Origin of the sequence: Acidobacterium capsulatum ATCC 51196, from assembly GCF_000022565.1 — a bacterium.
GTDB classification, from domain to species: domain Bacteria; phylum Acidobacteriota; class Terriglobia; order Terriglobales; family Acidobacteriaceae; genus Acidobacterium; species Acidobacterium capsulatum.
The window spans coordinates 518,480-544,668 of the sequence record NC_012483.1 but is presented as its reverse complement, the minus strand read 5'-3'; the positions used below and the strand labels follow the sequence as shown (position 1 = coordinate 544,668).

The window sequence follows — 26,189 nt, the reverse complement described above, 5'->3', positions numbered from 1 at the left end:
GGGCTTCGGCCGCCGGTCACGTGTTTATGGGCAATTCAGTATTGACTCCAGATCAGGAATCCGCAAAGCCGCAGACGAGCCAAGCACAGAACAGCCAACCGTCACAGGATACGGCGAGCGTGCTGCTTGAGAATGACCGCAGTATCTGGTCATCGTTGATCTCGAATCTTCGCGATGCTTTTTCAAGCAAAAAACTGCCGCCGCTGGAGCTGACCTCGCAGCCGGTTGCGGTGCAGGACGCTGTTCCGCAGGAGCCGCTCTGGAAAGACCTGTGGCAGAACCTGCAGGACACGTTTTTCCCGAAGAAGCTGCCCCCGCTGGTGCTGACGTCGCAGCCGGTCGCGGTGAAAGATCCGCTGGCGGTGAAGCGGGATACGAAGTCGAGCATTGTGTCGTTTGTGGCGCACGCGGCGGTGATTGGACTGATTCTGCTGTTTGCGCTGGAAGCCCGGCACGAAGTGAAAGTGAAGCCGATCACGGCGGAAGCCACGAACATCAAGCCGTATATTCCGATCACCGCGCCCATGCCCAAGGTGATGGGCGGCGGCGGGGGCGGCGGTTCGCATGATGTGGTGGAGGCCAGCAAGGGCCACCTGCCGAAGATTGCGAAGCTGCAGATTACGCCCCCGACGGTGATCAAGGTGGATCATCCGAAGATTCCGGTTCCACCGACGGTGATCATGCAGACGAAGATTCCGGATCCGAATCTGCCCAATCTGGGTGTGCCGCAATCGCCGCAGGTGAAGCTCGCGTCGAATGGCACGGGCGGCGGCGCGGGAATTGGCTCAGGCAAGGCGACGGGTGTGGGCTCAGGTAATGGTGCGGGAGCGGGGCCGGGCAGCGGAGCCAATTATGGCGGCGGGGTGTACTCGGTGGGCAACGGGGTTTCGGCTCCGGTGCCGATTTATGAGGTTGATCCCGAGTTCTCAGACGAAGCCCGGCGCGCCAAGTATCAGGGTGTGGTGGCGTTGCAGATTGTGGTCGATACGAAGGGGTTGCCGGAGAATATTCAGGTGGTGCGGCACCTCGGAATGGGGCTGGACCAGAAGGCCATCGAAGCGGTGCAGAAATATCGCTTCAAACCGGCGATGTATCACGGGCGTCCTGTGCCGGTGTCGATCATTGTGGAAGTCGATTTCCATCTGTACTGAGGGCGGCGCACTGCGAGTCTCTGCGTGGGCTGATTGCTGAAATCCAGGTGCGGCTGCGAGGCTGCGTATGGATTCGTGTGCCATTCGTCTCTGTATAACGAATTTTGATGAGGTAGCAGGAAGCCTTCCGGTCACGCCGGACGTGCTAGACTGTGCCTTCATTTTCTGCACGTTATCGAGACGACACTATGACATCTGTTTCCCTCCGGGCCGCCGCGGCCTTTTGCCTTGTCTTCAGCCTTCCTCTCGCATTGGCCGCCCAGCAGGCTGGTCCTCAACAGGAGAACAGCCAGGGACGCACCGAACTGCCGATGAAGGTGAGCAGCAACATTCACTTTCGCTCGATCGGGCCGGCGATCAGCGGCGGACGCGTGACGGCGGTGGCCGGAGTAGCGGGGAATCCGGATATTTATTACGCCGGAGCCGCGGATGGCGGCGTCTTCCGAACGAATGACGGCGGCACGACGTGGACCGCGGAGTTTCAGCATGAGCCGGTAGCATCGGTGGGCGCGCTGGCGGTGGATCCGCAGAACTCGTCTGTGGTGTGGATCGGGACGGGCGAGGCGAATGTCCGCAACGATATCTCGTATGGGGACGGCGTGTGGAGGTCCACCGATGCTGGTCATCACTGGAAGCACATGGGGCTGGACCATACCTTTCAGATTTCGCGGATCGTGGTGAATCCGCTGCACCCGGACACGGTGCTGGTGGCGGCGATGGGCAGCCCATGGCAGGACAATGCCGATCGCGGTGTGTACCGGACCACGGACGGCGGCAAGAGCTGGCAGAAAGTGCTCTACGAGGGTCCTCAGGTAGGTATCAGCGACCTGGCGATGGACCCGAAGAATCCTGAGATCGTGTTTGCGGCGACGTATCGCTTTCGCCGGACGCCGTGGGGATATTCCGAGGGCGGGCCGGAGGACGCGATTTACAAGTCGACCGATGGCGGCGTGACCTGGAAGCGGCTGAGCGGCCATGGACTGCCGGAAGATCCGGTGACGCGCATCGGGCTGGCCATTGCGCCAAGTTCGCCAGATGTGGTGTATGCGGTGATCGGTTCGAAGGAGGGCGTGCTGTGGCGCTCGGATGACTCGGGCGAGCACTGGACACTGGTGAGCAAGGATCAGGAAGTGGATTCGCGGCCGTTTTATTTCTCGCACCTTGCGGTGGACACGAAGAATCCGGATCACGTTTTTGCGATCTCAAACAACCTGGAAGAGTCGACGGACGGCGGGCACACCTTTCACCAAATTGCGAAGAGCATTCACGTGGATTACCACACGATGTGGATTGATCCGGCGGGCAGCGGGCGCATTCTGGTGGGTGAGGATGGCGGACTGGCGCTCTCGATGGACAATGGCAAGCGCTGGAACTTCATTCACAACCTTGCGATCGGGCAACTCTACCATGTGGCCACGACAGAGCAGGCCTTCCCGATGGTTTGCGGCGGGCTGCAGGACAACAGCGGATGGTGCGGGCCGGTACAGAACAGGAATCCGCAGGGGATTCTGGATCGCGACTGGTTTGTGTTGAATGGCGGCGACGGCATCTATGCGGTGCCGGCGGCGGATAATCCAAACCTGATTTATAACTCGACGCAGAACCAGTTTCTGATGGTGTTTCATCGCGAGTCGAAGCAGGCGGAGAACATTGAGCCGTATTCGGTGGACTTTGTTGGCAAGGGCGTCGCAGACCTGAAGTACCGGTTTGCCTGGGATGCGGCGTTTGCGGTTTCGCCTGACAATCCGAAGGTGCTCTATGCAGGCGGCAATGTGGTCTTTCAGAGTGAGGACCGAGGGCGCACGTGGAAGGTGGTCAGCCCCGATCTGACGCGCAACGACAAGGCGAAGCAGGGATCTTCAGGCGGTCCGGTGATCAAGGACAATTCGGGCGCGGAGGTTTATGACGCGATTCTGCGGATTGCTGTTGCGAAGTCAAACCCCAAGGTGATTTGGGCCGGGACTGACGATGGACAAGTGCAGGTGACACGGAACGGCGGACAGAGCTGGACGAATGTGTCCTCGCACCTGAGCGGGCTGGCGCCGTGGGGACGCGTGGAGTCGATTGATATTTCGCCGACCGATCCAGGCGATGTGTTGATTGCGGTGGACCGGCACTTCAGCGGCGACTTCAAACCATATCTCTTTCACACGACCGACTACGGCGCGACGTGGACGAGCGTAAGCGGCAATCTGCCGGGTGATGTTTATGCGCACGTGGTGCGGCGGGATCTGAAGAATCCAAACCTGTACTACGCCGGCCTCGAGAATGGCTTGTACGTCTCGTGGGATGCGGGTAAGAACTGGTACCTGTTTGGGCTGGGACTGCCGGATGTGGCGGTCTACGACATGGCGTTGAATGCCCACAACAATTCGCTGGTGCTGGCGACGCATGGGCGTTCGGTCTGGGTGCTGGATGACCTGACACCGTTCCAGAAGTTCAGCCCGCAGGTGGGGGATGCGCCGCTGACACTGTTTGCGCCGGAGACGGCCGTGCGTTACTGGGCGTGGCCAGAGCTGGAAGCTCCGGGAGACCAGAGCTTCAAGGGAGAGAATCCGCATTTTGGCGCGGCGTTTGATTACTATCTGGCGCAGAGCGCGGACGGGCCCGGCGAATTAACGATCAGGGATGCGGCGGGCAAGGTGGTGCGGACCTTGAAGGGAATGCACAAGGGCGCGCCGGTGAGGATGACTCCGGAAGCCGAGAATGCGGCGGCCCACGCCAAGGCTGGAAAGAAGGGCCACGGCGAGAGCGCGAAGAGCGAGGTTCCGTGGGTGCCCGCGGAAGCGGGTTTGCACCGCATCTACTGGGATTTGAGGGCGGAGGGGCCGGTTCGGTGGACTTCTGCGCCGGAGTTTTTGCGCGGGCCGAAGTCAGGCGCGATGCTGCCGCCGGGAACTTACACAGCGACGCTGACGATTGGCGGGCATAGCGAATCGAAGAAGTTTACGGTGGCGGACGATCCTGCGTCGAAAGCTCCGCTGGCTGGAATGCAGGAGCGCTATGCGACCGAAGAGGCGGTGCTGCATGAGCTATCGCAAGTGGATGTAGCTCTGAACCGGCTGCACGCGATCGACATGCAACTGAATGCCCTGGAGACGGCCGTAAAGGGTGAGCCGCAGGAAGCGGCCATCACCAAGGCGATTGAGACGCTGCGGAAGCAGACCAAGGCGACGCGGCTGAAGCTGACCAGCAATGCGGGCGCGGAAGAAGGCGTGCTGCGCGTGCCGGATGAGATTCACGAAAAGCTGAGCGGGCTGGCGGGGAATCTGGAAGGCGAGGATTCGGCACCGACCGCCGTACTACTGGCGCAGAAGAAGCGTCTGGATGCGGAATATCAGACCGCCTTGCAGGCATTCGATAGCTATCTGTCGGTGGATGTGGCGGCTTTTGATCACGCCATTGCCAGCCAGAAGCTGGGTGGAGTCGTGGCCGGGGAGGCGTTGAAACCGTAAGCCGGACAAGACAAGCAGGACAAGCAGAAAGGCCGGGAGCGGGAGTGCTTCCGGCCTTTCTGTTTGATGAATGGTGTATCTCTGGATGGTACGCAGGCAAGGCTTCTCAGTGCATGAGGTGGAGGTACGAGGAAGGGGAATCCTGGTACCAGCCTTCGCGGGTGGCGGGCATGGCGCAAGTGGTGCGGTTGACGCGGCGCAGCAGCACCTGATCGACAAAGATATCGCCACGATCGAACGCGACGGCGGACCCGGCCATATAAAGCAGCCAGATGCGATAGGTGATTTCGGGCACGATGGAGAGAATCGCTTGTGCGTTCTGCTGGAGCGCCGCGACCCAGAGGCGCAGCGTTTGCGCATAGTGTTCGCGCAGATTTTCAACGTCGCGCACCTCGAAGCCGGCTTCTTCCGCGCAGGCGATGGTCTGATGCAGCGGCACGAGCTCTCCGTTGGGAAAGACGTACTTGTGAATGAACGAGTCGCGGGGAGTGGGCGCATGAAAGGCTCGCCCGATGCCGTGGTTGAGGAAGAGTCCGCCCGGCTTGAGCAGCTTGTAGGCGATATGGAAGTACTCTTTCAACTTTTCGAGGCCGACGTGCTCGACCATGCCAACGCTGGCCAGCTTGTCGTAGCGGGCGGCGCGGCTGGGAAGATCACGGTAGTCCTGCAGTTCGACGGAGCAGGAGTCTGCAGCTCCCGATTGGTCGATGCGGTGCGCGGCAAAGCGGGCCTGCTCATGGCTGAGGGTGATGCCGCGGCCCTTCACCTGGTAGTGCTGGACGGCGTGCAACAGAAGAGTTCCCCAGCCGCAGCCAATGTCAAGAAACTGCTCGCCGGGTTGGAGGCTGAGCTTGCGGCAAATGAGGTCGAGCTTTGCCGACTGAGCGGCGTCAAGACTCTGCTGAGGGTCGCGGAAGTAGGCGCAACTGTAGACCATGGTGGAACCGAGCCAGGGCAGGAAGAACTCGGGCGGCTTGTCATAGTGAAACGAGATGGCGGAACGGTCACGGCGGCGTGAGTGTTCGCGCCCGTGCAGAAGCCAATCGGTCATGCCGGAGAAGGCCTGATCGACCAGCATGAGGCTGCCAGCGGAGATTGCCAGGGGATGATGGAAGACGTAATCGGCCATGCGGAGTGCCGAGTAGAGATCCCCTTCCACATCGATTGCGCCGTGAATGAAGGCTTCGCCGAGCGTGATTTCATTGGGGTGATGCAGCAGAGCGTTCAGCGTGGCCGGGTGCGCGATGCGCAGAGTGAAGGAGGGGGGATGGTCGCGCGAGGAGCGCCACTCCCACTCGGGAGTGCTCAGAACGAAGGGGGCCTGCCGGTAATCGCGAAAGAAAGTGTCGAGATGATGGGTTGGACTCGTGGAGAGAGCAGCGAAGGCCATGATCTGCCTCGTATGTTCCGCCGGGAGGGCCGGTAGAACGGGATTGAACTCCTCGATACCGATTAAGAAGAAATGATGCGGCAAATTGTTGGCCGCATCAACAGAAAAGGTATGCGAGGAGTTCCACTAGAGCGCGAGGATCAGCGGGCGAGCAGGTGGTCGATTTCCGCGTGGATGGCTTTCTGGTCATTGCCACCGGCGTATTCGGCGCGAATGCGGCCCTGACGGTCGATAAGGAAGGTAACGGGCAATCCGTCGATGCCGCCGTAGAGATTGCCCAGATGCGCATTGCCGACAGCGACGGGATAGGTGACATGGAGCTTTTTCACGGCTGCCGCGGCCTGCGCCGCGCCGTCGTCCATGGAAACACCGATGACCTGGAACTTTGCGGGACCGTAGCTGCGCTGCCACTGCTCAAAGGTAGGCATCTCTGCCTGGCAGGGTGCGCACCACGAGGCCCAGAAGTTGAGCAGCACGACCTTGCCTTTGTATGCGGCCAGAGATACGGGCTGCCCATTGAGTCCCTTGAGCTGGAAGCGGGGAGCCGGATGCCCGTTGAGAGAGTGCGCGGGCTGCTGTGCCTGTGCGGCGTTTGGAGCCAGAGGGAGGAGCAGCAGAGCGGCAAGCAGGGTGAGGGTCTTCACTTCGTGTCTCCATGCGTTACGGGGTAGCCGGCCTGGACCCAGTCCGCGCCGAAATTGTGTGCCAGATAGAGGGCTTTGACATGCGTGAAGCCGAGATGGTGCAACTCCTGGAAGGCAGGGCGGATATTCGGGCAGTGCGTCCAGGGGCAGCAGCCGCAGTAGATGATGATGGGCGTGCTTTTATCGAGGGTAGCGACGGTTTGCCGAAGCAGTTGCAGGCCCTCTGGCGTGCTGGCGGGTCCAGCATAGATGGCTGCGGGAATGTGTGCCTCTTCAAAGAGCGTGTGCGAGCCAACCTGCAGCACCATAGGCGGGTGCGCGGAATGAATCATGGCTGCAAGCGCGGCCGGCTGAAGGCGGGCGCTGCCGGGGATGGCTTGAGCGCGAGCCGTCTGGCTCATTACCGAAAGAAGGCAGACGATAGCGGCCGCCGCAAGCCAAAGGCGAGACATGGAAGATCGCATGAGAGTCCTCTTTGGGAAGGATAGACGATTTAAGACCCGGTTGCGGAGGAGGGAGAGCGGTTCGTTTGGAAGGGAGAAAAAGAGAGGAATGGTGCGCCCAGAAGGATTCGAACCTCCGACCTATTGATTCGTAGTCAATCGCTCTATCCAACTGAGCTATGGGCGCAAACCGTACAACGACGAACCTTTTTTAATGTAGCAAGAGTGAGGCAAGGTGGCAACCTTGTGCGGTGGATTTTCGGGCCGGAATGCATTGAGGATGGATTGCGCAAGCGAGAGAGGGCTGGTTGGGCAAGTGATATCGGGAGCTATTTTCCCGGGCTTGCGCACTCTGCAAAAAAGGCGGCCTTCCTAAAAAAGGAAGGCCGCGTTTATCGATGAGTACAACTCTGGTTTATTTGGGCGCCGGGCCGCGCACCACCTGCACCAGATTGTTGGGATCAAGGTCACGCGCAAAAGCCGCGCGAACCTGGGCGGCGGTGAGTGCGTTGTATTTCTTTGCGGCGATCAATGGCTCGTCCAAGGGCAAACCGATGACGGCGCGGCCCAGGAGCCCCTCGGCGACCGCCGTTTCGCTGGCTTCGCTGAGAGGAATCTGACGGAGCAGCAGTGACTTGGCCTGATGCAGCTCAGAGGGTGAAACCTCTTGCGTGCGCATCTGGTCAAGATCGCGAACGATGAGCGCGCGGGCCTTGGAAACATTGCCCGGATCGCAGCCGTACTGGATGGAGTAGCTGGCTCGCGTGCGGGTTGCGTCCATGCCGACGCCGACGAAGTAGACGAGGCCGGTGGTCTGGCGCAGATCGTGATAGAGCCGCGTGGCATAGAAGCCGCCGCCGAGGACGTGATTGCCCAACTGCAGCGGATAGTAGTCGGGGCTGAAGCGGTTGAGTTTGAGCTGCTCGGCGAGAATGACGGCATCCTGCACGCGCTGGGCATCGGGCACCAGGGCGGCAGAAGGCTTATTCAACGGCACGGGCGGAAGGGTGGTCTTCGGCCTGGGACCGTTGGCCTTCCAGGAGCCAAACCACTTCTCAATGACGGTGCGAGCCTGCTGAGGCGTGACGTCGCCGATGACGACGATCGTCGTGAGATCGGGCCGTACCGTTTCCGCGTGGTATTGCTTGACCTCGTCGAGCGTGAGCTTTGCAACGGTTTGCGGAGCGGTCTGACGCAGCTCGGGGTCTCCGGCTGGCAAGAGGGCCGTGCTGAGCGCGCGGCCGGTGCGGTAGCCGGGACTTTGCAGATTGCCGGCCACGAAGCGGGCGGTCTGCATTTTTGTAATGGCGAATGCCTGCGGCGGCAGCGCGGGATTCAGTTCGTTGTCGGCGAGCAGTTGAACGCCACGTGAGAAGTACTGCTTGAGAACGCTCAGTGAGAATTGATATCCCGCACTCTCGTTGGCGGCGATATCATCGAGCGCCTTCTGGAAGGCAATGCGATCCAGAGAGGTTGTGCCGTAGGAGTAGAGGCCGTCTAACACATCGGAGACGCCGTCCAGGCCCTTGGGCGTTTGCAGCTTGGAGTTGTGCTTGATTTCACCCACGACGGTAACCGTGGGACTGGTGCGGTCAGTGCGGACAATGAGACGGATGCCGTTGGGCAGCCTGGTGTCAGTGACCGGAAGCGCCTTGGTCGGTACCTGGAGTTTAGCTAGCTGAACTTGCGCCCACGTGGGCAGTGTGACTGGCTTGGTGGGTGCGGCGGTGACTTTCTCCGCGCCGCCGAAGCCTTTGCTGGCGACCGGGCCGCCAGAGGCGGAAGGCTTCAAGGTGGCGGTGATGGTGCTGGCATTGAGCAGATATTGACGGGCTACACGATTGACGTCAGCGACCGTGACTTTCTTGATGGCGTCGATGTCTTCTTCAGGAGAGGTGCGGCCTTCGGCGGCGAGCGCATTGGACCACACGTCGGCGAGACCGGGAATGGAGTTGCGTTGAAACTCAGCCTGGGCCAGTTCACTCTTCTTCGCGGCTTCGACCAGATCGGCCGGAACTCCGTTTTTCGCGTAAGCCGCGATGATGCTGCGCATTTCGGCGATGGCGTCTTTCGTGTCCTGGCTGGCGGGCAGGCCGACTACGCCAAAGGCGACGCTGGCCTTGCGGTAGGTCTCCGCCAGAGCGAACTGGGTGAAGAGAGCTTTGCCCTGCGGCACCATCGCATAGAGATTGCCGCGCTGGCTCGACAGCACGTCGGAGAGAATCTGGACGGCTGCGTAATCGGGCGAATCGGTGCCAGGCATGCGATAGGCGATGAAGCCAAGCTGATAGGGCAGATTGCTCGGGATGGTGAGTGTCTGGGATTCAAAAGGCTTGATGTCAATGGCCGGATGCGAGGGCACGGGACGGCTGGGAAGATCGCCGAAGAGCGACTTGATTTTTGCGAGTGTCTGCTGCGGATTGACGTCGCCCACAACCACCAGAATCATGTTCGAGGGCGTGTACCACTTCCGATAGAAGTCCTTGAGCATGGCGCCGGTGGTTTTATCAAACGATGGCTTGGTGCCGAGGGGGCTATGCGCATAGGGGGTGCCGGCGAACATGAGCTCGTTCATGCGAAAGAAGAACTTGTCGACGGGGAAAGAGAGATCCTGCGCGACCTCCTGCTCGATGGCGCCACGCTCCTGGTCCCATTGCGCCTGAGCATCATCGACGCCTTTGAGGCAGGCGGCCTGAGCTTGCAGGGCTACGTCCACATCGGCGGCGGGCACGGTGGCAAAGTACTGAGTGATGTTCTGCTGGGTATCTGCATCATTGTCGCCGCCAAGCAAGGCGTAGATCGCGGCGGTCTGATCGGCGGACATGCCGGCGCATCCCCGGAAGGCCATGTGCTCCTGCGCGTGCGCCATGCCGGGAAAGCCGGCGGGGGTTTCATTGCCACCGACCTTGAAGTTAGCTTCTACCGTGACGACAGGCGCCAGAGTGTTGCGGATGATGACCACCTGAGCGCCATTGGCCAGCGTGGCACGAGTGACATCCGGCTGGGCGGCAGTTTGGGCGTGCAACCCAGACGCGGAGATGGCCGCAATGGCGACAAGAGAAACGATGCGAGAGATTTTCAAGTGCTTGCTCCAAGATGACCTGAAGTGATGGACGAAGACATGGGGAAAAGAGCACAGACAAGGACCCGAAAGGGCCATATGCTGGCGTGCGCTGAAGTTGTGACAGGCATCACCGCAGGTTCTATATGTTCCACGCCAGAATACAACCAAAATCGGCTACAGGGAGCACGAGAGGTATGGGACAGTGGATTTCAGATTTTGACGATGCGCTGCTGCCGGGCGCTGCCATTCCATCGGTACTGGACGCGTTGATGGAGGATGAGGCCCGGCGTTCTCCGCTACCCACGGCGGTCTGTTGGCCGTGCAGCGCGTTTGCACTGGCCGGAGCACTGGATGCAGCCGAAGCCGGAGTGATTGAGCCGATTCTTGTAGCGCCAGCGCAACTGCTGGCGAAGGTGGCCGAAGAGGCGCGGCTGTCACTCAGAAACTTCAAGGTAATAGAAGCCGCGAACGAGCACGAAGCCGCGCGGGTGAGCGCGGAGTTGTGCCGCAGCGGAGAAGCCGGAGCTTTGATGAAAGGCAGCCTGCACACCGATGTGCTGATGCACGCGGTGCTGGCGCGGGACTCGGGCCTGCGCACCACCAGGCGCGTGAGCCACGTTTTTGTGATGGATGCTCCGTTGTATAACCGCACGCTTTTCATTACCGATGCGGCGATCAATATCTATCCCACGCTCGACGACAAGGTGGATATCGCGCAGAACGCTATTGATCTGGCGCGGAGGCTTGGGGTGGCCGCTCCGCGCGTGGCGATTCTTTCAGCGGCAGAGACGGTGTGCTCGAAGATTACCTCGACCCTGGATGCGGCGGCCCTGTGCAAGATGGCGGACCGTGGCCAGATCACGGGAGGCATTCTGGATGGTCCGCTGGCTCTGGATACGGCGGTGAGCGCGCAGGCGGCGGAGGTGAAACAGTTGCGTTCGGAAGTGGCCGGGAAGGCGGACATATTGCTGGTGCCGGATCTTGAGTCGGGCAATATGCTGGCCAAGCAACTGGAGTATCTGGGAGGGGCGCAACTGGCGGGAATTGTGCTGGGAGCGAAGGTGCCTGTGATCCTGACGAGCCGGGCGGACCCTCCGCGTTCGCGCGTGGTTTCATGCGCTATCGCAGCACTGTTGGCGCGCGATGGCGGAGTCAGATAAGCCTGTATGCGGCATGATCATTGGCCCTCGGTGCGGATGTGCCGAGGGCTTTTGCATGCCGCGATGGGCGGCAGGCTGTGATTTGCGTCACAGGTCACGGTGCGACTGAACACAGTCGCGGGGCGGCGGAAGCGCGATGCTTCGAGGAGGAGATACCGTATGTCCACCAGCGCTGAAGAGCTTTTTGCGCAGAGCAGTTTTGCCGCGCCCGACTGCATTGTGGTTGCCACCGCACTTACTGATCTGGAATATCTGACGCCCGCGGCGATTGCGCAGGCGCAGGCGGCTCATGCCGAGTTGATTTTTGTGCATGCGGTTGTTCCCGACGAGCTGCCGGTGAAGGCGACTTACTACAATCCGTTGAAGGCCGATCGCGATGCGCGGCTGACTCTGGAGGTGCTGGCGCGCCATATTCGCGCGCGCGGGCTCGCCTGCACCACGATCGTGCGGCACGGAGCGGTGCGGGATGTGGTCGATGAGGTGGTTCAGGAGAAGGCCGCGGGACGGCTCATCCTCGGCAATTGCTCCCACGCGCAGGAGACGGCGGGACGACTGGGACGGACGGCGCGGCAGCTTTTGAGCCATCAGTGGATTCCGGTGAGCTGCGTAAGGCCGGGACAAGGGCAGCCTCGTGCGGGAAATGGTGCTTCCAGGAGAGTTCTTTATCCGGTCACCGGTGAGCCTGAACACGGCCGTCTGGTGCATGATCTGGTGAAGTATCTGCACGCGGAGTTGCTGGTGCTGCACGAGGGCAGGGGAGAGCGGGATGCCACGAGAATCACGGGACACTGCGCGGTGGATTGCCCGCTGGGGCTGAAGCCTGGCGCACGGTGGATTGCAGCGGACGTGATGAGCGGATCATTGATTGCTGAGATTGCGCAGACGGAGGATGCAGACCTGATCGTGCTGGATGGGCCTTCGCTGTTTGATCCGGAGCGGACGTTGGGACTGCTGGAAGACTTGCTGAGCCGCTATGACGGCGAAATCCTCATCGCGCAGAGCCTCATGCCGAAGCGCGCAGGGTCATCGTTGTCTGCGCTGCGGATTGTGGCGTCAGCGGCTCTTTAATGAGAGGCAGCAAAGAATTGCCTGGCCAGGGCAGATATGCCCTGGCCTTTGCTTTTTCCGCGCGTTTGTAACCTCGAAAGTTACCCGCAAACTCATTTCCTGCAATGACCTGTGATGACTGTCACAGTTTCTCTTGCGTGGTGCTGGCTAGGATCAAACAGTTCCGCAGCCGTTAGTTCTCAAACAGGTGCTGACGCGTGGAGCAATTGCCAAAGGTGGTAGCACATGAGACGAATTTTGCTGTTCTGTACGTTCACCTTTCTTCTCTGTCTCGTGATGTATCAGCATCCGGCTGTCTTTGCGGCCAGTGGACACTCGGGGACACAGAACAACCAGAACGAAACGCCGACGGCGCAGGCGTTGCCAGCCGGCTATGTGGGTTCGCAGATGTGCGCTACCTGCCATGCTGAGATTGCGCACGGCTTTGCGGACAACCCCCATAGCAAGATGGTGATGATGCACGGCGACAAGGGCCTGACCTGTGAAAACTGCCACGGGCCGGGCGAAGCGCACGTGGCCGGGGGCGGAGACGTGACGAAGATCTTCCGCTTTGACAAAGCCTCTGCGCAGCAGGTGAATGCCAAATGCCTGAGCTGCCATGCCGGGGCGCACCCGAACTTTGAACGCTCGCCTCATGCGCGCGCCGGGCTGAGCTGCATCAGTTGCCACAGCGTGCATCATGCCAAGACCGAGCAGCACCTGCTGATGGCCTCACAGCCTCAGCTTTGCTTTGGCTGCCATAGCGACGTGAAGGGCCAGTTCTCAATGCCGTTCCATCATCCGGTGGAAGAAGGCGTCGTGAAGTGCTCCGATTGCCACGATGCCCATGGCACCTTCAATGCGAACAATCTGCGCTCTACGGCGGATCAGAATCGCATCTGCACACGCTGCCATACCGATACGCGTGGACCGTTTGTGTTTGAGCACGCGGCCGTGAAGGGTGTTGGCTGCCTGGGATGCCACAGTCCGCATGGATCTGAGAATCCTCGCATGCTGAACATGGCGTCGATCAACACGCTGTGCAACCAGTGCCACAGCCCGGTTGCGGCCGGCACGTTCCATAGCATGAACGCCGGCTCTGCAGAGCTGACGCCCTGCACGAGCTGTCACACGATGATTCACGGATCAAACCTGAACCAGGCGTTCCTCAAGTAGAGGCCCGGGCCGCGCAGCCAGCCACATGGTTTTGCGCGGCCCGAGACAAAGCAAGAGCAGCGATGTGGCGAGGCTCATTGATTGAGGTGACCTATGACGAAGAGAACTGGCAGGCCGCAACTATTTCACGGCGGAATTGCTCAAGCCATTGCATGCTGCGCGGCCATGGCCGCCGCCAGCCTTGCGCCCTACCCGGCGCTTGCCCAGACCAGCCAGGCGAGCCTGTCCACGCCCAAGGCTCCTGCGGGGTATGCATTAAAGGAGCAGGTGGACCTGGGCGGACACATGACCGATGTGACCGGCAGCGGGGCGATGTACTCCACGATGGTGAACCTGCAGTCGGGACCGCGAGTACTGGGCGAGGCATTTGAACTTCATCCGCTCTCGACGAACAAACACCCACTTTTCGACTCGATGAGCGCTTTCAGCAGCGGATTTGGTGGTGATCCTTATAACTATGCGCGGCTGGATTTCTACAAAGGGAAGTTGTATGAGTTTTCCGGCAACTTCCGCCGCGACCGCCAGTACTTTGATTATGATTTGCTGGCGAATCCGAATATTCCTGCCGGCCAGACGATGCCGATCGGTCCATCGAATGCTCCGACCGGATCGATTCCATGGCCTCAGGTAACGCAATCGCCGTTTCTCTACAACACGGTGCGGAGAATGACGGACGTGAGCCTGCGGATTTTTCCGGTGTCGCGGGTCTCGTACCGAGTGGAGTATTCCCAGAACGTCTTTGAAGGGCCGTCGTTGAGCCCGGGCGCGGGTAGCAAGTACTTCGATCCTTCGCTGGGTGCATTTGACGCTCTGCTTGAGCAGTACCAGCGGAACAGCAGCGATGATTTTGACGGCGAGATTGACTGGAAGCCGGTGCCAGCCACCACGCTGAGCTATGAAGAGGTTGTGGATCATTACAAGGGCGACTCCTACTTTGTGGTAGCTCCGAGCCAGTACATTGCACAGGAGGCGGATGGAACGCCGGTCGCACTGGGCAACTGGGACAGCGTGACGCCTTATGGATCCGGCGGCGTTGCAAATTATTGCAACACGGGCAGCATGGGAAGTGGATACACGAGCCCGACCAACTACACAATTTTCTCGGCGCCGCAGACGCCCGGAGGAAAGCCGATCATTAACCCTGCGTGCGATGTGATTACGAGCTACCTGCGTTCGCAGCCTACGCGGATCATCTATCCGACCGAGATCTTCCGCTTCCAGAGCTCCAGTATCCGGAACATCCAGATGAATGGCGATGTGCGGTACACGCACGCGAACATGCATCTGCCGAACTACTATGAGAACTTCCAGGGCCTGAATGGGCGCGTGCGGACAACGACTTTTACCGGAAACGCAAATGCCCGCCGGGATGTGACGGCGGTGGACTATGGGTTGGTCTGGAACGCGACGAAGAATATTTCGTTGTCGGACCAGGTTGTGTACTCCGGTGTGCAACAACCGGGAATGTCAGACATTTCGGCCGGGGTAACGGAGCAGACGCCGGCTAATCCCTACGAAACGATTAACTATTCGGGAGCCTTGACGCCAGGCAGCAATGCTACCGTCGAGGGGAGTCCGAACGGAACGCCTCTCTATGGCTACTTTGGGCAGAAATGGCTTACGAACAATGCCACGGTGAGTTGGGATGGTCTGCAACGCGCGACGATTTCACTGACCTATACCTATCGCTTCCATCAGATTGCACAAGGGATTCCGCACGATAGCCCGCTTGCCGTGGGGAGCGACGCTAACGGCACGGTAACCATTCATGAGAATGGCGCCAAGGTGGTAGTTGCCCTGCGCCCGGCCAAGGACTGGAATGTCGATGGCAGCCTCGCGGTACGGTATGCGGACAATGCGTTTACTCCCGTGGACGCTCGTGAAACTCAGCATTACCGCTTGCACACGTTGTACAGGCCAAGGCCCTGGCTGACCATTACCGGTGTGTACAACGACATGGAGCGGCACAATAACACCAATAACAACCAGGCCGCCGTGGCAGCAGGCGATGTGACCTATGCCGGCCCGATCAACCATGTGGCGTACAGCCGCACCGGAAGTCTGGGCGCGGTGGTGGCTCCCAACGATACTTATCAACTGGAGTTCAATTACACCTACAGCGACGTCTACACTTCAACGAATATCTGCTATGACGCCGCGGCGAGCCCGACTCTTCCGGGAGCAGCCACGGCAAGCGGAACGGCTTGCCCGGGCGCGACGGTGAGAGGCGTGTCCTATTACGAGTATGGCCCCACGAAAGACTTTGAGGATGCCCCAACGCAGTACGGCTTTGCGGCCATCAGTTTTCATCCTGTACGCCGCCTGCAGACGCGGCTTGGATACATGATTACGTCCACGGATGGCAGCCGTTTCTATAACGATGCCCGGGATGTTGCCGGATCGCTGGTCTCTACCTATCAGACGCCCTACGTGCATGCAGCGTGGACGGTACACAAGGGGTGGGTCTGGAGTGCGGAGTATAAGTACTACGGCTATGGAGAAGGCGGTCCTTCTGGAGCGCAATACTGCAGCACGACGAATCCTACCCCAGGCTCGCCGGCCGCGGTGGTTCCTTGCAACTCGACAGCGCTGGCGGGATTGCAGACAGGGATGACGATTTCTCCTGCGGGAGAGACTGCCCCCAGGAACTTTCATGCTAATGTTGTCACGCTTGGGATGCACTACGAGTTCTGAGCACATATAACCGGTCCATGAGGAGGCCATTGTGAAATTTACCCGCTCTCTTGTTGTACTCACCGCTGCTGTTCTTACTGTGCCCGCAGTCTTTGCGCAGGGGCCGGCAGCCAGCCTCTACGGCTCAAAGTGCGCCATGTGCCACGGGGCTGACGGGAAAGCCGCGACTCCCGTAGCGAAAATGATGGGCGTGCCGTCGTTTGATTCTGCCGCAAGCAAGAAGCAGACGAACGCAGCGCTCACGGCAATTGTTGAAGACGGCAAAGGAAAGATGCCTGCCTACAAGTCGCAGCTTTCAGGCACGCAGGTCAAAGAACTGGTTGCGTATATTCGCACCCTGCAAAAGAAGTAGTCCGTCGAGGAAACTATGGGTCGCCTGAAGCAATGGGAAGAGGAGTGGCTGCGGCCATTCCTCTTCTACGGCAACAATTGGATCAGTCTGATCGGCGGCGCTATTACGACCGCCGCCGCATTTGTGCTGCTGGGCTACTGGGTCGTGACTCTGATCGGCCACGGTGGATCCGCGAATCCATACACCGGCATCATCTTTGATTTTCTGCTGCCGGCTTTGTTTGTGTTTGGCCTCGTGCTCATCCCTATTGGCATGGGATGGCGACGGCGGAGCCTTTATCGAGCCGGACAGATTCCTTCGGTCTATCCGCAGGTTGATTTTCGCGATCCGAAGTTCCGGCACGCGGTGGACTTTGTGGTTGTGGCCACCTTCATTAATTTTGTCATTGTGGGCACGGCAAGCTACCGTGGCGTGGCTTACATGGATCAAGCCTCGTTCTGCGGAACGTCCTGCCATGTGATGCAGCCGGAGTGGGTGGCTTATCATCACTCGCAGTTTCATACGAACGTTGCCTGCGTGGAGTGTCATGTTGCGCCTGGGATTCCGGGGTACATACATGCCAAGACCAATGGAACGAAGCAGCTTTTGATGGTTTTGTTCCATAGCTATCCGCGGCCCATTATGGCGGACAACAAACTTCCGCCTCCGACTGTGACCTGCGAGCGGTGTCATTCGCCGACCCGCTATGCCGGCGATCAGCTCGTAGTGAAGAATACCTTTGGCGATGACGAGAAGAATACGCTGACGCACACTGTGCTCGTGATGCATGTGGGCGGAAGAAATGCCGCGGGCGTCTACTCCGGTATTCACGGCTCGCACTACAAAGAGAAGATTGAATACATAGCCACCGACGCGAGCGATCAGACGATTCCCTGGGTGGCAGTGATTCATCCTGATGGAACGAAAACGGTCTATGCCGTTGCCGGATTCCATCCTGCCGCCAATCAGAAGCCAAGGGTCATGGGTTGCATTGATTGCCATAACCGCGCGGCGCACTCCTTTGCATCCCCCGGTGATGCCATGGATCGCGCGATGGCCGGCGGCGCGCTGCCTGCTTCCTTACCCTATCTGCATAAGGAAGGCATGGCTTTGATTCAGGCTAATTATGTATCGCAGGGTGAGGCCGCGACCAAGATTCCCAAGGCGCTGGAGGCGTACTACCGTACGAATTATCCAGCGATCTGGAGCGGGCAATCCTCTGAGGTGAAGCAGGCAGGGCAGGAACTCGTCGCACTCTATGAGCAGAATGTCTTTCCTTTCATGAAGGTGACCTGGGGCACACACCCGAACAACATCGGGCATATGGCGAGCCCGGGTTGCTTCCGCTGTCATGACGGCAATCACGTCACAACCGGCGGAACTGCGCTGACGAACGATTGCACCGTCTGTCACAACATTGTGGCGATGGGAGACCCGAATCCCAAGCCACTGGCAGAACTCGGCATGACACAGTAAGACGAGAGCGGCATCAAGCGCCGGGAATCAGAGGTATTCCCGGCGTTCGATGCCCAGCTTTTTCATGCGGGAGTTGAGGGTGGTGCGCTTGAGCCCGAGCCGTTCCGCAGCGCCACCTGCTCCGGCGATTACGCCGTCACAATCTCGCAGCACCTGGAGAATATGAGCGCGCTCCGCAGCTTCAAGAGTCGACTGGGGTTCGTCCGTTTCAATATTCAACTCCTGTAGCTCTGACAAGGGGGCGCGCAGCAGTGGCCCCCGGGTCAGAATGACAGCGCGCTCCAAAAAGTTCTCAAGCTCGCGAATGTTGCCGGGCCAGTGCCAGCGCACGAGCGCGGACATGACGGGCTCGGGAATCTCTTCAATGTGCTTGTTCATGCGCCGGGCATGCTTGGCGACAAAATAATTCACAAGTTCGGGGATATCTTCGCGACGCTGACGCAATGGCGGCAAAAGAATGGGGAAGACCTTGAGGCGATAGTAGAGATCGCTGCGGAACTGACCGTCTTTGACCATGCGGGCAAGGTCGCGATGAGTAGCGGCCAGCAAGCGAAAATCGACCGGGATGGTGCGCCGGCCGCCGAGACGCTCAATCTCTTTTTCCTGCAGTGCGCGCAGCAACTTCGGCTGCAAGTCCAGAGGAAGATCGCCGATTTCATCGAGGAAAAGTGTGCCCTGATGGGCGAGTTCCAGCCGCCCGATGCGCTGTTGAATTGCGCCGGTGAACGCGCCCTTTTCATGGCCAAACAGTTCGCTTTCAAGCAGGCCCGTAGGGATGGAGGAGCAGTTCACCTTGACGAAGGTATGGCCGTCGCGCGCGCTGAGGTTATGGATGGCGCGAGCAATGAGCTCTTTGCCCGTGCCAGTCTCTCCCAGAATGAGAGTGGTGGCATCTGTAGGGGCAACTGTTTCCACCTGTTTGAGAACTCGCCGCAGGCTCTCTCCGTTGCCGACAATCTCTTCGAAGCTGTATTCGGTTCGGAGTTCTTCTTCGAGATATCGCTTTTCTTCTTTCAGTTTTTGCGTCTGCGCAGAGAGCTGCCGGGCTGCATTGATGCCCTGAATGGTCAGCGCGATCTGGGCGGCCATCTGGGTGAGTGTGTGGCGGCTCACGTGCTCGAGAGTTTTCGGATTTCGCACGCCGATACAAAGCGCTCCGGCAACCCTACCTTCATGCACCAGCGGCAACCACCAGGCTGCGTGAATGCCCGAGGAGAGCGCGTGCCGTAAAGCGTCCTGAGGGAAACTGCTGTCTTGCAGCGAGGGTAGGAACAGCGCCTCGTGAGTATGCAACACGGCTGCTTCAGGGGATGACTCAGGTGCCACGCTTAGTTCCATCTCCGGGCCGCTGTCGCCTGCAGCGCTGAGAATATAGCTGTGGAGCACGTTCTTGCTTTGATCAAGCAGGGTGATGCTGGCATAGTCATGCGCGACGATGCGTTGCATGCTGGAGGCAACGGCATGCAGCATCTGCTGAATCTTGAGGCCTGGCAAAACAGAGACGCTCAGTTCGGCCAACAGCGCCTCTTCAGCGCGGCGGCGTTCTGTGAGGTCGCGTGTGAGCTTGGAATAGCCGATGATCTGCCGTTGCTGATCATAAAGAGCAGTGATGAGCACATTTGCCCAGAAACGTGAGCCATCCTTGCGAATGCGCCATCCCTCATCTTCGTAACGGCCTTCCGCAGAGGCAATGGAGAGTTCGTGCTCCGGTTTTCCGCGCTCACGATCTTCCTGAAGAAAGAAGAGCGAGAAGTGCTGGCCGGTAATCTCTTCGGTGCGGTAACCGTGGATTTGGCCGGCGCCGGGATTCCAGGTGATGACGCACCCCTGAGGATCAAGCATGAAGATGGCATAGTCCCGCGCGCCCTCAACGATGGCGCGGAAATGCTGCTGGGTCTGTTCCAATTTCTGCTCAATGGATCTGCGCTGGGTGATATCGCGAACAACGGCCAGCGAGAGCGTCTGGCTTTCGGTCGGCAGGGGACTGAGCATGACGTCGACCGGAAATTCGGTTCCATCGCGGCGAAGTCCAAAAAGTTTGAGATCCGCCCCCATCGGACGGGTATGCGGAGCCGCCTGATAGCCCTGCAGGTGTGCGGGGTGATCTTTGCGAAATCGAGCCGGGATCAGGACTTCGATCGACTGACCAACGAGTTCGTCCCGTTGGTAGCCAAAGGTACGCTCCGCCGTCTCATTGGCTCCGGTAATCCGGCCACGCGTATCCACGATGAGGATAGCGTCGGGCGCACGCTCAAAGACGGCGCGCAGCAATTCAGAACTTTCTGCGGCGTTATTTCCCGAGGTAACCTGCAGGTCAACTTTCATACCACCAAAAGTTTGCAGCAGGTTACCCGCAATAGCAAGGGGAAGCAAAAAGCTTCCCCCTCCTCATCAGGTATCTGAATAGATTTGTGCGATCAGGCTCCGCAGACCATGGCCAGCGCGTGCCGGTCTGGGATCACCATATTTGCCCCGTGCAGGGCAATCAGGTGCTTGTTGCGGAAGTCGCTGAGGGTCCGCGTAATCGTTTCCCGGGTTGCTCCCACGCATTCGGCAATCTGTTCGTGCGTGAGCGGAACCGTGAACTGCGTTCCTTCAGGTGTCTGCCGGCCCTGGCGGGACCATTGCAGAAGCAGCCGCGCTACCTTCTCCGTGGTGGAGTTGCAGAGGGCGATGGTTCGCAGTTGTTCGCAGGCGGTCTCATATTGCAAGTTGAGCTGGCGGATGATGCTGGCGTAGACGTCTGGGTACTGCAGCATGATGGTTCGCAGCTCGTCCGTGCGGAGATAGGTGACGCGAGCGGTCTGCAGCACCTCGGCCGTCGCCTCATAAGCCGCGCCGGTGAGCGAAGAGCTGAGCCCCAGAATGTCACCGGGGCGAGCAATTTTTAGAATGAGTGTTTTGCCGGAGCTGGAACTGACGGAGAGTTTGATCTGGCCGGAGCAGACAATGTAAACGCCGCGATTTGACTCCCGCTCGAAAAAAAGAAAGGTGCCGGCCGGAAAGGTAGACGTGTGCTTGTTTGCCGTGAACGCTGCCGCCGCGCCCGCAGGCAGGTTGCAGAACATGCCTGCGGAACGAATCTGGCAGTTCTCGCAGTGCAAGGGTTCGTGATTTCCGTTATGGGTGCTCATCTCAAAACTCCTGAATGGCGGGCATTCAACCTTCTGCCTGTCGCGCCTGTTCTGCAAACTGCCGCGTCAACGGCGAGTCCGCGAGGATGATGGGGTTGTGCGCCTGAACGATTTGGCGAAGAATGCGCATGCCGTTTCGATCGACGAACGTAGTTCCGCAAAGATTGAGGAAGAGCTTTTTATCGGCCAGATGGCCGGCCGTCTGGTGCCAGAGCTTTTCCAACTCATCGGTCCACGGGGGCACCACGCGGCCTTCCAAATAAAGATGGAGAGCTTCGGGATCATTTTTTACGGATAATTTCAACACGCTGCGTTTGCTCTCTGCACAGGTAAAGGCAATTGCTGTGCCAAAGGGCCGAGAGAGTGACGAACAGCACATAGGTCCAGTGATGTCTATCACTTGCGGATAGCTCCGGCCTGGCTTTGTGGAGCTCAGGAGGCATGGTGACGATGACGAATCATCGTCAAATGACGAAATATCGTCATCGGGTGATGCCGCGCACTCCTCATGACGCTCCAGTGAAGTTGGAAGGGAAGTGCGGGAAGACTTTCTTCGGAGATGGCCGAGTAGCTCGTTCGATAGGGTTCCGCTGTGACGGCCGTCACTCTGTGCTGTAATCGCTGGCACATTTCGGGATGAAAAGGCGCGCGATGCTAAAAGGGACCTCAGGAGGATCGGCTATGCAGGAAATGATTCATCCCACTTCGGAAAGCCTGCTTCACCCTGCGCAAATTGTGATGGCGACCGACCTTTGCGACGCAGACATTCTGTTACCCCTGGCCATCGCACAGGCAAAAAGCAATCATGCTCAACTCACTCTGGTGCATGCCCTGCTGACAAGCCTGATGACCCCTTGGACCGCGGAAGCCATGGTGCCGCCGGATGGCGGAATGGACGCGGAAGAGTTTGCTGAGCGAATTCTGGCGGAACTGGTGCAGAAGGCCCGCAGCGAGGGAGTGACCTGCGATTCGGTGGTACGGCATGGCGTTTCAGCGGCAGAGGTTGTACGAGATGAAATGCATCGTCTGGATGCGGACCGGCTCATCATAGGGACCCATGGGCGAGGCCGCATGGGGCAGCTTGTTTTGGGTTCGGTGGCCAAGAGTCTGCTCCGCACCGTTTTTGTACCAATGTTTGCGGTGGGGCCGAAGGTGAAAACGCCTCGCCTGGTCGCGGAGCCGAAGCGCATCTTGTTTGCCGTGGCATTAAAGGATCGGGAGCAAGATCTGGCTGATGCCGATGCGGCGCGCAAACTGGCCGAAGGATACGGGGCGTCGTTGATATTGATGCACGTGGTCGGCCCCGAGTCTGAGCAGGATGGGCGGCTGGCAATGGACATCGAAGAGGCAAAGGTTCTGCTGGATGGATTGATTCCAGATAAAACTACGATGACCGTGGAGCTGCGTACCCATGTAGCATGCGGCGAAGTTGTGGAAGAGATTTTGGAAAGCGCGTCACGCTTTGACGCGGATTGGATACTGATGGGCTGGAACGAAAAGCATCGTCATGGCACGCTGGCTGAAAATGCCGTGTACCGGGTTATGGCGTCTGCGTTCATTCCAGTGCTGACTCTTCCGCACCCGGGAAAAACAATGGCAGCGGAAGCGGCGGGGCAGAAAGAGACATCTGCCGCAACCCACTGACGATTGTTCGAAAGGAGCCGGTATGCGTTGCGCGAATCCAATTTGTAATGCAGAAGCTCTCTATTTTCGTAGTGGCAGCCTGCACTGGGTAGACGCAACCTCTTTGGATGGTGAGGAGCAGTTGCCGCGAATGCAAATGATCTGGCTCTGCGCAGAATGCTCGCGATTTTATGTGGTGGAGACGTGGCGACCGGCAGGACAACAAGTTCGGCGCCGAGAGAGTATTCCGCACGCGCAGCCAATTTCGAATTATTTCCCTATCCGCGATGTGATATCCGTTCCGGCGTCAAAGTCCGCGGAGGCCTTCTGACGCTGACCGGGAGGATAGGGCTTCGCGGCAACTTATCCTCCCGGAGAAATCTGCAGGTGTTGAGATGAATGAAGCAATGAAATATCGATTCCAGACAATCCTGGTTGCAACCGATTTTGGAGAAAGCGCCTCGGCCGCTTTGCAGTATGCGCAGGCGCTGGCTCGTGCACACAGGGCTCGGATTGTGATTACGCATGTGATCGACCCGGCCAGCTACGCTTTTCCGGACGGCATTCCGGCATCGCTTGATTTTGGAGAGAAGGAGCGGCAGGAGATTCAGACCCTGGAAGAAGAGACCAGGCGGCAGGGAATTCCTGTGCATTCGCAGGTGCAGACGGGCATGATTTGCGATCGCATTTTGCAGTCAGTCAAAGAGATGCATGCCGACCTCTTGATTTTGGGAACCCGAGCGAAGGGCAAGGCGGGCCGCGCGGCGCTCGGCACCGTGGCGCGGCAGGTATTGGCGCGGACCCCGTGCCCAGTGCTTACGGTCTCAAAAGAGATGATTGAGCATCTGCCACATTCGGGCTGCTGGCAAAGTGTGCTGATTGCGACCGATTTTTCCGTCGCCAGTCTTGAGGCTTTGGATTTTGCGCACCGCATTACGCTCAATGTTCTGACAATTGTGCATGCGGAGCCGTGCCTGGAGCAGCACGAGTGTGAGACCTGCCTGGAGCGCCTTCGTTTTCTTGCGCCCTTGAACGAGTCGCACACTGTACCGGTGGAGCACGTAGTGACGACCGGGGATGCGGCTGACGTGATTGTGCGCGAAGCCGCTAAAGCACGTGCCGATCTGGTAGTGCTGGGTTCGCCTGCAGAGGAGTTGACTGGGCAGCATTTTGAATCTTCTACGGTGCTGCAGGTAATTTCTGCAGTCAATTGTCCTGTTCTCTGTGTACCATCCACTTTGCGGATGCCGTTAGCAGCACTCGCAAAGGAGGTCGCAGAGCCGTGTTAAAGCGCTCGCGCGTTCGAGCTTATTTTTTCTTCATCCACGGTGTGCTCGCCCTGCTGGCAGGCGGCACACTTTTTTATTTGCGGGAGTTGTCGAGCAATCCTTTCTTCTCAGCAATTGCTGTGGTCGTCGCGCTGGTGCTTTGCGGCGCGGCGCTGGCTCTTGCCGGCGTGGCCGACTGGTTTGCCGCTGTGGAAACGAACCGCCGAAGCCTGCAACAGATCCTTCTCTATACATTGGCCGGCTTATCGTTCGTCGCTGCGGGGGCTTTTCTAGGCTTTACCGCTTCTGGCACCCTGCGGGTTTTACTTTTGCTCACTATCGCTCATGGTCTGCTGTTTGGCGCTCTGGCCTTGCGGGGCGCGTTTCGCATGCGGAAGATTCACTGGGATAGCTTACTGATGGGATTTTTCGGGATTGCATCCATTTTACTGACAGGATGGATTGCAGGACTGATCCATACGATGGATGACCGCACTGCCCTGGGATGGATCGCGGGATATTTGTGCCTGGTGGGATTGAAGCTATTTTTCTTTGCGGGCGAAGAGCGCTATCTGGCTCTGCATGCGGGGCGTACCGCGCATGCCGGTAGGGTCTCGTAAGCCAGCACACAAAGTTCCGCGACAATTTACCGCACACAGATGCATGACACCGGCCAAGATGCATAGGCTTGCGAGGATTAACCTTGTGACAGGAGTCACATCGGCTCTACAGATGAAAGTGTAGGTTCTAGGATATGAACGCATTGGTTCTCGACCGGCTCCAGTTTGCATTCACCGTAACCTTTCATTACCTCTTTCCGCAGCTGACGATGGGGCTTGCGCTTTTGATTGTGGTTCTGAAGGGGATTGCGCTCAGAACTCACAATGAACGCTATGATCAGGCCGCGAGGTTCTGGGCGAAACTGTTTGCCGTGAACTTCGTGCTGGGCGTCGTGACCGGCATTCCGATGGAGTTTCAGTTCGGAACAAATTGGGCGGATTTTTCCAAGATTACCGGAGGCGTGATCGGGCAGCCCCTGGCGATGGAGGGTGTGTTCTCATTTTTCCTGGAGTCGACCTTCCTCGGGCTATTCCTGTTTGGGGAGAAGCGGCTCTCGAGGCTCGCTCACTTCGGATCGGCCGCGATGGTCTTTCTGGGCTCCTGGATCTCCGGATTCTTCATCATTGTGACGGATGCATGGATGCAGCATCCCGTCGCTTATCAGGTGCTGCCGAACGGAACCTATCAAATGAACAGCTTCTGGGGATTAGTACTGAATCCCTGGGCATGGCGGCAATATGCACATACGATGTGCGGCGCTGTGGTAACAGCAGCGTTTGTGATGGCCGCCACAGGTGCCTATTATCTGCTCGATCGCCGCGATGAAGAGGCAGGGAAGCTCTTCGTTAAAGTTGGCGTGATTGCTGGGCTGCTGTCATGTCTGCTGCAGGTGTTTCCGACAGGGGATATGCAAGGGAAGTACGTCGCCCGGACGCAGCCCGCCGCGATGGCCGGCATGGAGGGCCTCTTCCACTCGGAGAAGGGAGCTCCGATCGTAATTATGGGCCAGCCGGACGTGGAGCATCAGACGATCGACAATCCCATTGCGGCGAATAAGGTATTGAGCTTTCTGATTTACGGCACCACTGAAGCTGAGGTGCAGGGGCTCGACAGCTTTCCGCAAAAGGATTGGCCCACGACGCTGCCTCTGCTGTATTACAGCTACCACATCATGGCAGGGCTGGGGACGTACTTTGTTGCTCTGATGGTGCTGGCTGCTTTTCTGCTGTGGCGGGACAAACTGTATCAATCGCGTTGGGTGCTTTGGCTACTGATGCTCAGCTTTCCGTTGCCGTACATTGCAAATACGGCGGGATGGATGACCGCTGAAATTGGACGCCAGCCTTGGCTGGTCTATGGGCTGCTGAGAACATCTCAGGGCTTTTCACCGCAAGTTTCTGCCGGAAACGGTCTATTCACGCTGCTGGGATTTCTAGGCATGTACGGTTTGCTCGCCATTCTCTGGATTGTGATTGTTTATCGCCTGGTGGCGGCTGGCCCTTCGGCGCCTTCATCGCATACGCATCCAGAGTCAATCACGGCCTAACAAAACGCATACAGCGAGGAGCAGAG

19 protein-coding genes, 1 tRNA gene and 1 pseudogene are annotated in these 26,189 nt (G+C 58.8%); 12 read left to right on the top strand and 9 right to left on the bottom strand.

Annotated elements, in window-relative coordinates; translation table 11 throughout:
* Positions 1–41: 41 nt before the first annotated feature.
* Together ACP_RS02380 and ACP_RS02375 are read left to right on the top strand one after the other, a co-directional pair.
* The gene (locus ACP_RS02380; RefSeq protein WP_169305893.1) at positions 42–1,151 is read left to right on the top strand and encodes an energy transducer TonB; all 1,110 of its coding nucleotides are present in this window, start codon (positions 42–44) and stop codon (positions 1,149–1,151) included.
* 188 nt (positions 1,152–1,339) lie between these two features.
* Positions 1,340–4,606 (top strand): WD40/YVTN/BNR-like repeat-containing protein, encoded by a 3,267-nt coding sequence (locus ACP_RS02375; protein WP_085947568.1) that lies wholly within the window; start codon positions 1,340–1,342, stop codon positions 4,604–4,606.
* 106 nt (positions 4,607–4,712) lie between these two features.
* Here ACP_RS02375 and ACP_RS02370 read toward each other — a convergent pair whose 3' ends face one another.
* The 5 genes from ACP_RS02370 to ACP_RS02350 all read right to left on the bottom strand — a co-directional run bounded on the left by ACP_RS02370 (position 4,713) and on the right by ACP_RS02350 (position 10,165).
* Complete coding sequence (locus tag ACP_RS02370) at positions 4,713–5,996, bottom strand: class I SAM-dependent methyltransferase (protein ID WP_012680877.1); 1,284 nt, start codon at positions 5,994–5,996, stop codon at positions 4,713–4,715.
* Between the two features lie 140 nt (positions 5,997–6,136).
* Positions 6,137–6,640, bottom strand: a complete 504-nt coding sequence (locus ACP_RS02365; protein WP_012680876.1) for a TlpA family protein disulfide reductase — start codon at positions 6,638–6,640, stop codon at positions 6,137–6,139.
* On the bottom strand, positions 6,637–7,092 hold the full coding sequence (locus ACP_RS18225) for a rhodanese-like domain-containing protein (protein ID WP_169305892.1): 456 nt from the start codon (positions 7,090–7,092) through the stop codon (positions 6,637–6,639). Before ACP_RS18225 ends, ACP_RS02365 begins: the two co-directional genes overlap by 4 nt.
* 101 nt (positions 7,093–7,193) lie before the next feature.
* A tRNA-Arg gene (locus ACP_RS02355) sits at positions 7,194–7,270 on the bottom strand.
* A gap of 228 nt (positions 7,271–7,498) precedes the next feature.
* Complete coding sequence (locus ACP_RS02350) at positions 7,499–10,165, bottom strand: M16 family metallopeptidase (RefSeq protein ID WP_012680874.1); 2,667 nt, start codon at positions 10,163–10,165, stop codon at positions 7,499–7,501.
* 176 nt (positions 10,166–10,341) lie between these two features.
* Between ACP_RS02350 and ACP_RS02345 the strand changes: the two genes are divergently transcribed.
* The 6 genes from ACP_RS02345 (at position 10,342) to ACP_RS02320 (ending at position 18,031) form a co-directional block, all read left to right on the top strand.
* Positions 10,342–11,307 (top strand): bifunctional enoyl-CoA hydratase/phosphate acetyltransferase, encoded by a 966-nt coding sequence (locus ACP_RS02345; protein WP_012680873.1) that lies wholly within the window; start codon positions 10,342–10,344, stop codon positions 11,305–11,307.
* Positions 11,308–11,466: 159 nt separating this feature from the next.
* A complete protein-coding gene (locus tag ACP_RS02340) occupies positions 11,467–12,375 on the top strand; it encodes a universal stress protein (RefSeq protein WP_012680872.1) in 909 nt (302 codons plus the stop codon).
* A 225-nt stretch (positions 12,376–12,600) separates the two neighbouring features.
* The gene (locus ACP_RS02335; RefSeq protein WP_012680871.1) at positions 12,601–13,530 is read left to right on the top strand and encodes a DmsE family decaheme c-type cytochrome; all 930 of its coding nucleotides are present in this window, start codon (positions 12,601–12,603) and stop codon (positions 13,528–13,530) included.
* 93 nt (positions 13,531–13,623) lie between these two features.
* The gene (locus ACP_RS02330) at positions 13,624–16,224 is read left to right on the top strand and encodes a hypothetical protein (RefSeq protein ID WP_148214991.1); all 2,601 of its coding nucleotides are present in this window, start codon (positions 13,624–13,626) and stop codon (positions 16,222–16,224) included.
* A 31-nt stretch (positions 16,225–16,255) separates the two neighbouring features.
* Complete coding sequence (locus tag ACP_RS17595; RefSeq protein WP_012680869.1) at positions 16,256–16,576, top strand: c-type cytochrome; 321 nt, start codon at positions 16,256–16,258, stop codon at positions 16,574–16,576.
* A gap of 15 nt (positions 16,577–16,591) precedes the next feature.
* Complete coding sequence (locus ACP_RS02320; RefSeq protein ID WP_012680868.1) at positions 16,592–18,031, top strand: NapC/NirT family cytochrome c; 1,440 nt, start codon at positions 16,592–16,594, stop codon at positions 18,029–18,031.
* Positions 18,032–18,058: 27 nt separating this feature from the next.
* Here ACP_RS02320 and ACP_RS02315 read toward each other — a convergent pair whose 3' ends face one another.
* The 4 genes and pseudogenes from ACP_RS02315 to ACP_RS02305 all read right to left on the bottom strand — a co-directional run bounded on the left by ACP_RS02315 (position 18,059) and on the right by ACP_RS02305 (position 21,565).
* On the bottom strand, positions 18,059–19,936 hold the full coding sequence (locus ACP_RS02315; RefSeq protein ID WP_238525628.1) for a sigma 54-interacting transcriptional regulator: 1,878 nt from the start codon (positions 19,934–19,936) through the stop codon (positions 18,059–18,061).
* A gap of 57 nt (positions 19,937–19,993) precedes the next feature.
* Positions 19,994–20,356 (bottom strand): annotated as a pseudogene (locus ACP_RS18780) (PAS domain S-box protein); the annotation flags it as partial.
* A gap of 92 nt (positions 20,357–20,448) precedes the next feature.
* Positions 20,449–21,165: a Crp/Fnr family transcriptional regulator gene (locus ACP_RS02310; protein ID WP_041839215.1), complete on the bottom strand. Its 717-nt coding sequence runs from the start codon at positions 21,163–21,165 to the stop codon at positions 20,449–20,451.
* 25 nt (positions 21,166–21,190) lie between these two features.
* Positions 21,191–21,565 carry a hypothetical protein gene (locus tag ACP_RS02305; RefSeq protein WP_148214990.1) on the bottom strand — a complete coding sequence of 125 codons (375 nt, stop codon included), beginning with the start codon at positions 21,563–21,565 and terminating at the stop codon, positions 21,191–21,193.
* Between the two features lie 281 nt (positions 21,566–21,846).
* Here ACP_RS02305 and ACP_RS02300 point away from each other — a divergent pair, with 281 nt between their 5' ends.
* The 4 genes from ACP_RS02300 (at position 21,847) to ACP_RS02285 (ending at position 26,163) form a co-directional block, all read left to right on the top strand.
* Entirely contained in the window at positions 21,847–22,809 is a 963-nt protein-coding gene (locus tag ACP_RS02300; protein WP_041839213.1) for a universal stress protein, read from the top strand.
* A gap of 386 nt (positions 22,810–23,195) precedes the next feature.
* Positions 23,196–24,077 (top strand): universal stress protein, encoded by an 882-nt coding sequence (locus ACP_RS02295; RefSeq protein WP_169305890.1) that lies wholly within the window; start codon positions 23,196–23,198, stop codon positions 24,075–24,077.
* Positions 24,071–24,676, top strand: a complete 606-nt coding sequence (locus ACP_RS17090) for a hypothetical protein (protein WP_012680861.1) — start codon at positions 24,071–24,073, stop codon at positions 24,674–24,676. The genes ACP_RS02295 and ACP_RS17090 overlap by 7 nt, the downstream gene beginning before the upstream one ends.
* 134 nt (positions 24,677–24,810) lie before the next feature.
* Positions 24,811–26,163, top strand: coding sequence for a cytochrome ubiquinol oxidase subunit I (locus ACP_RS02285; RefSeq protein WP_012680860.1), 1,353 nt, complete (start codon positions 24,811–24,813; stop codon positions 26,161–26,163).
* Positions 26,164–26,189 lie beyond the last annotated feature (26 nt).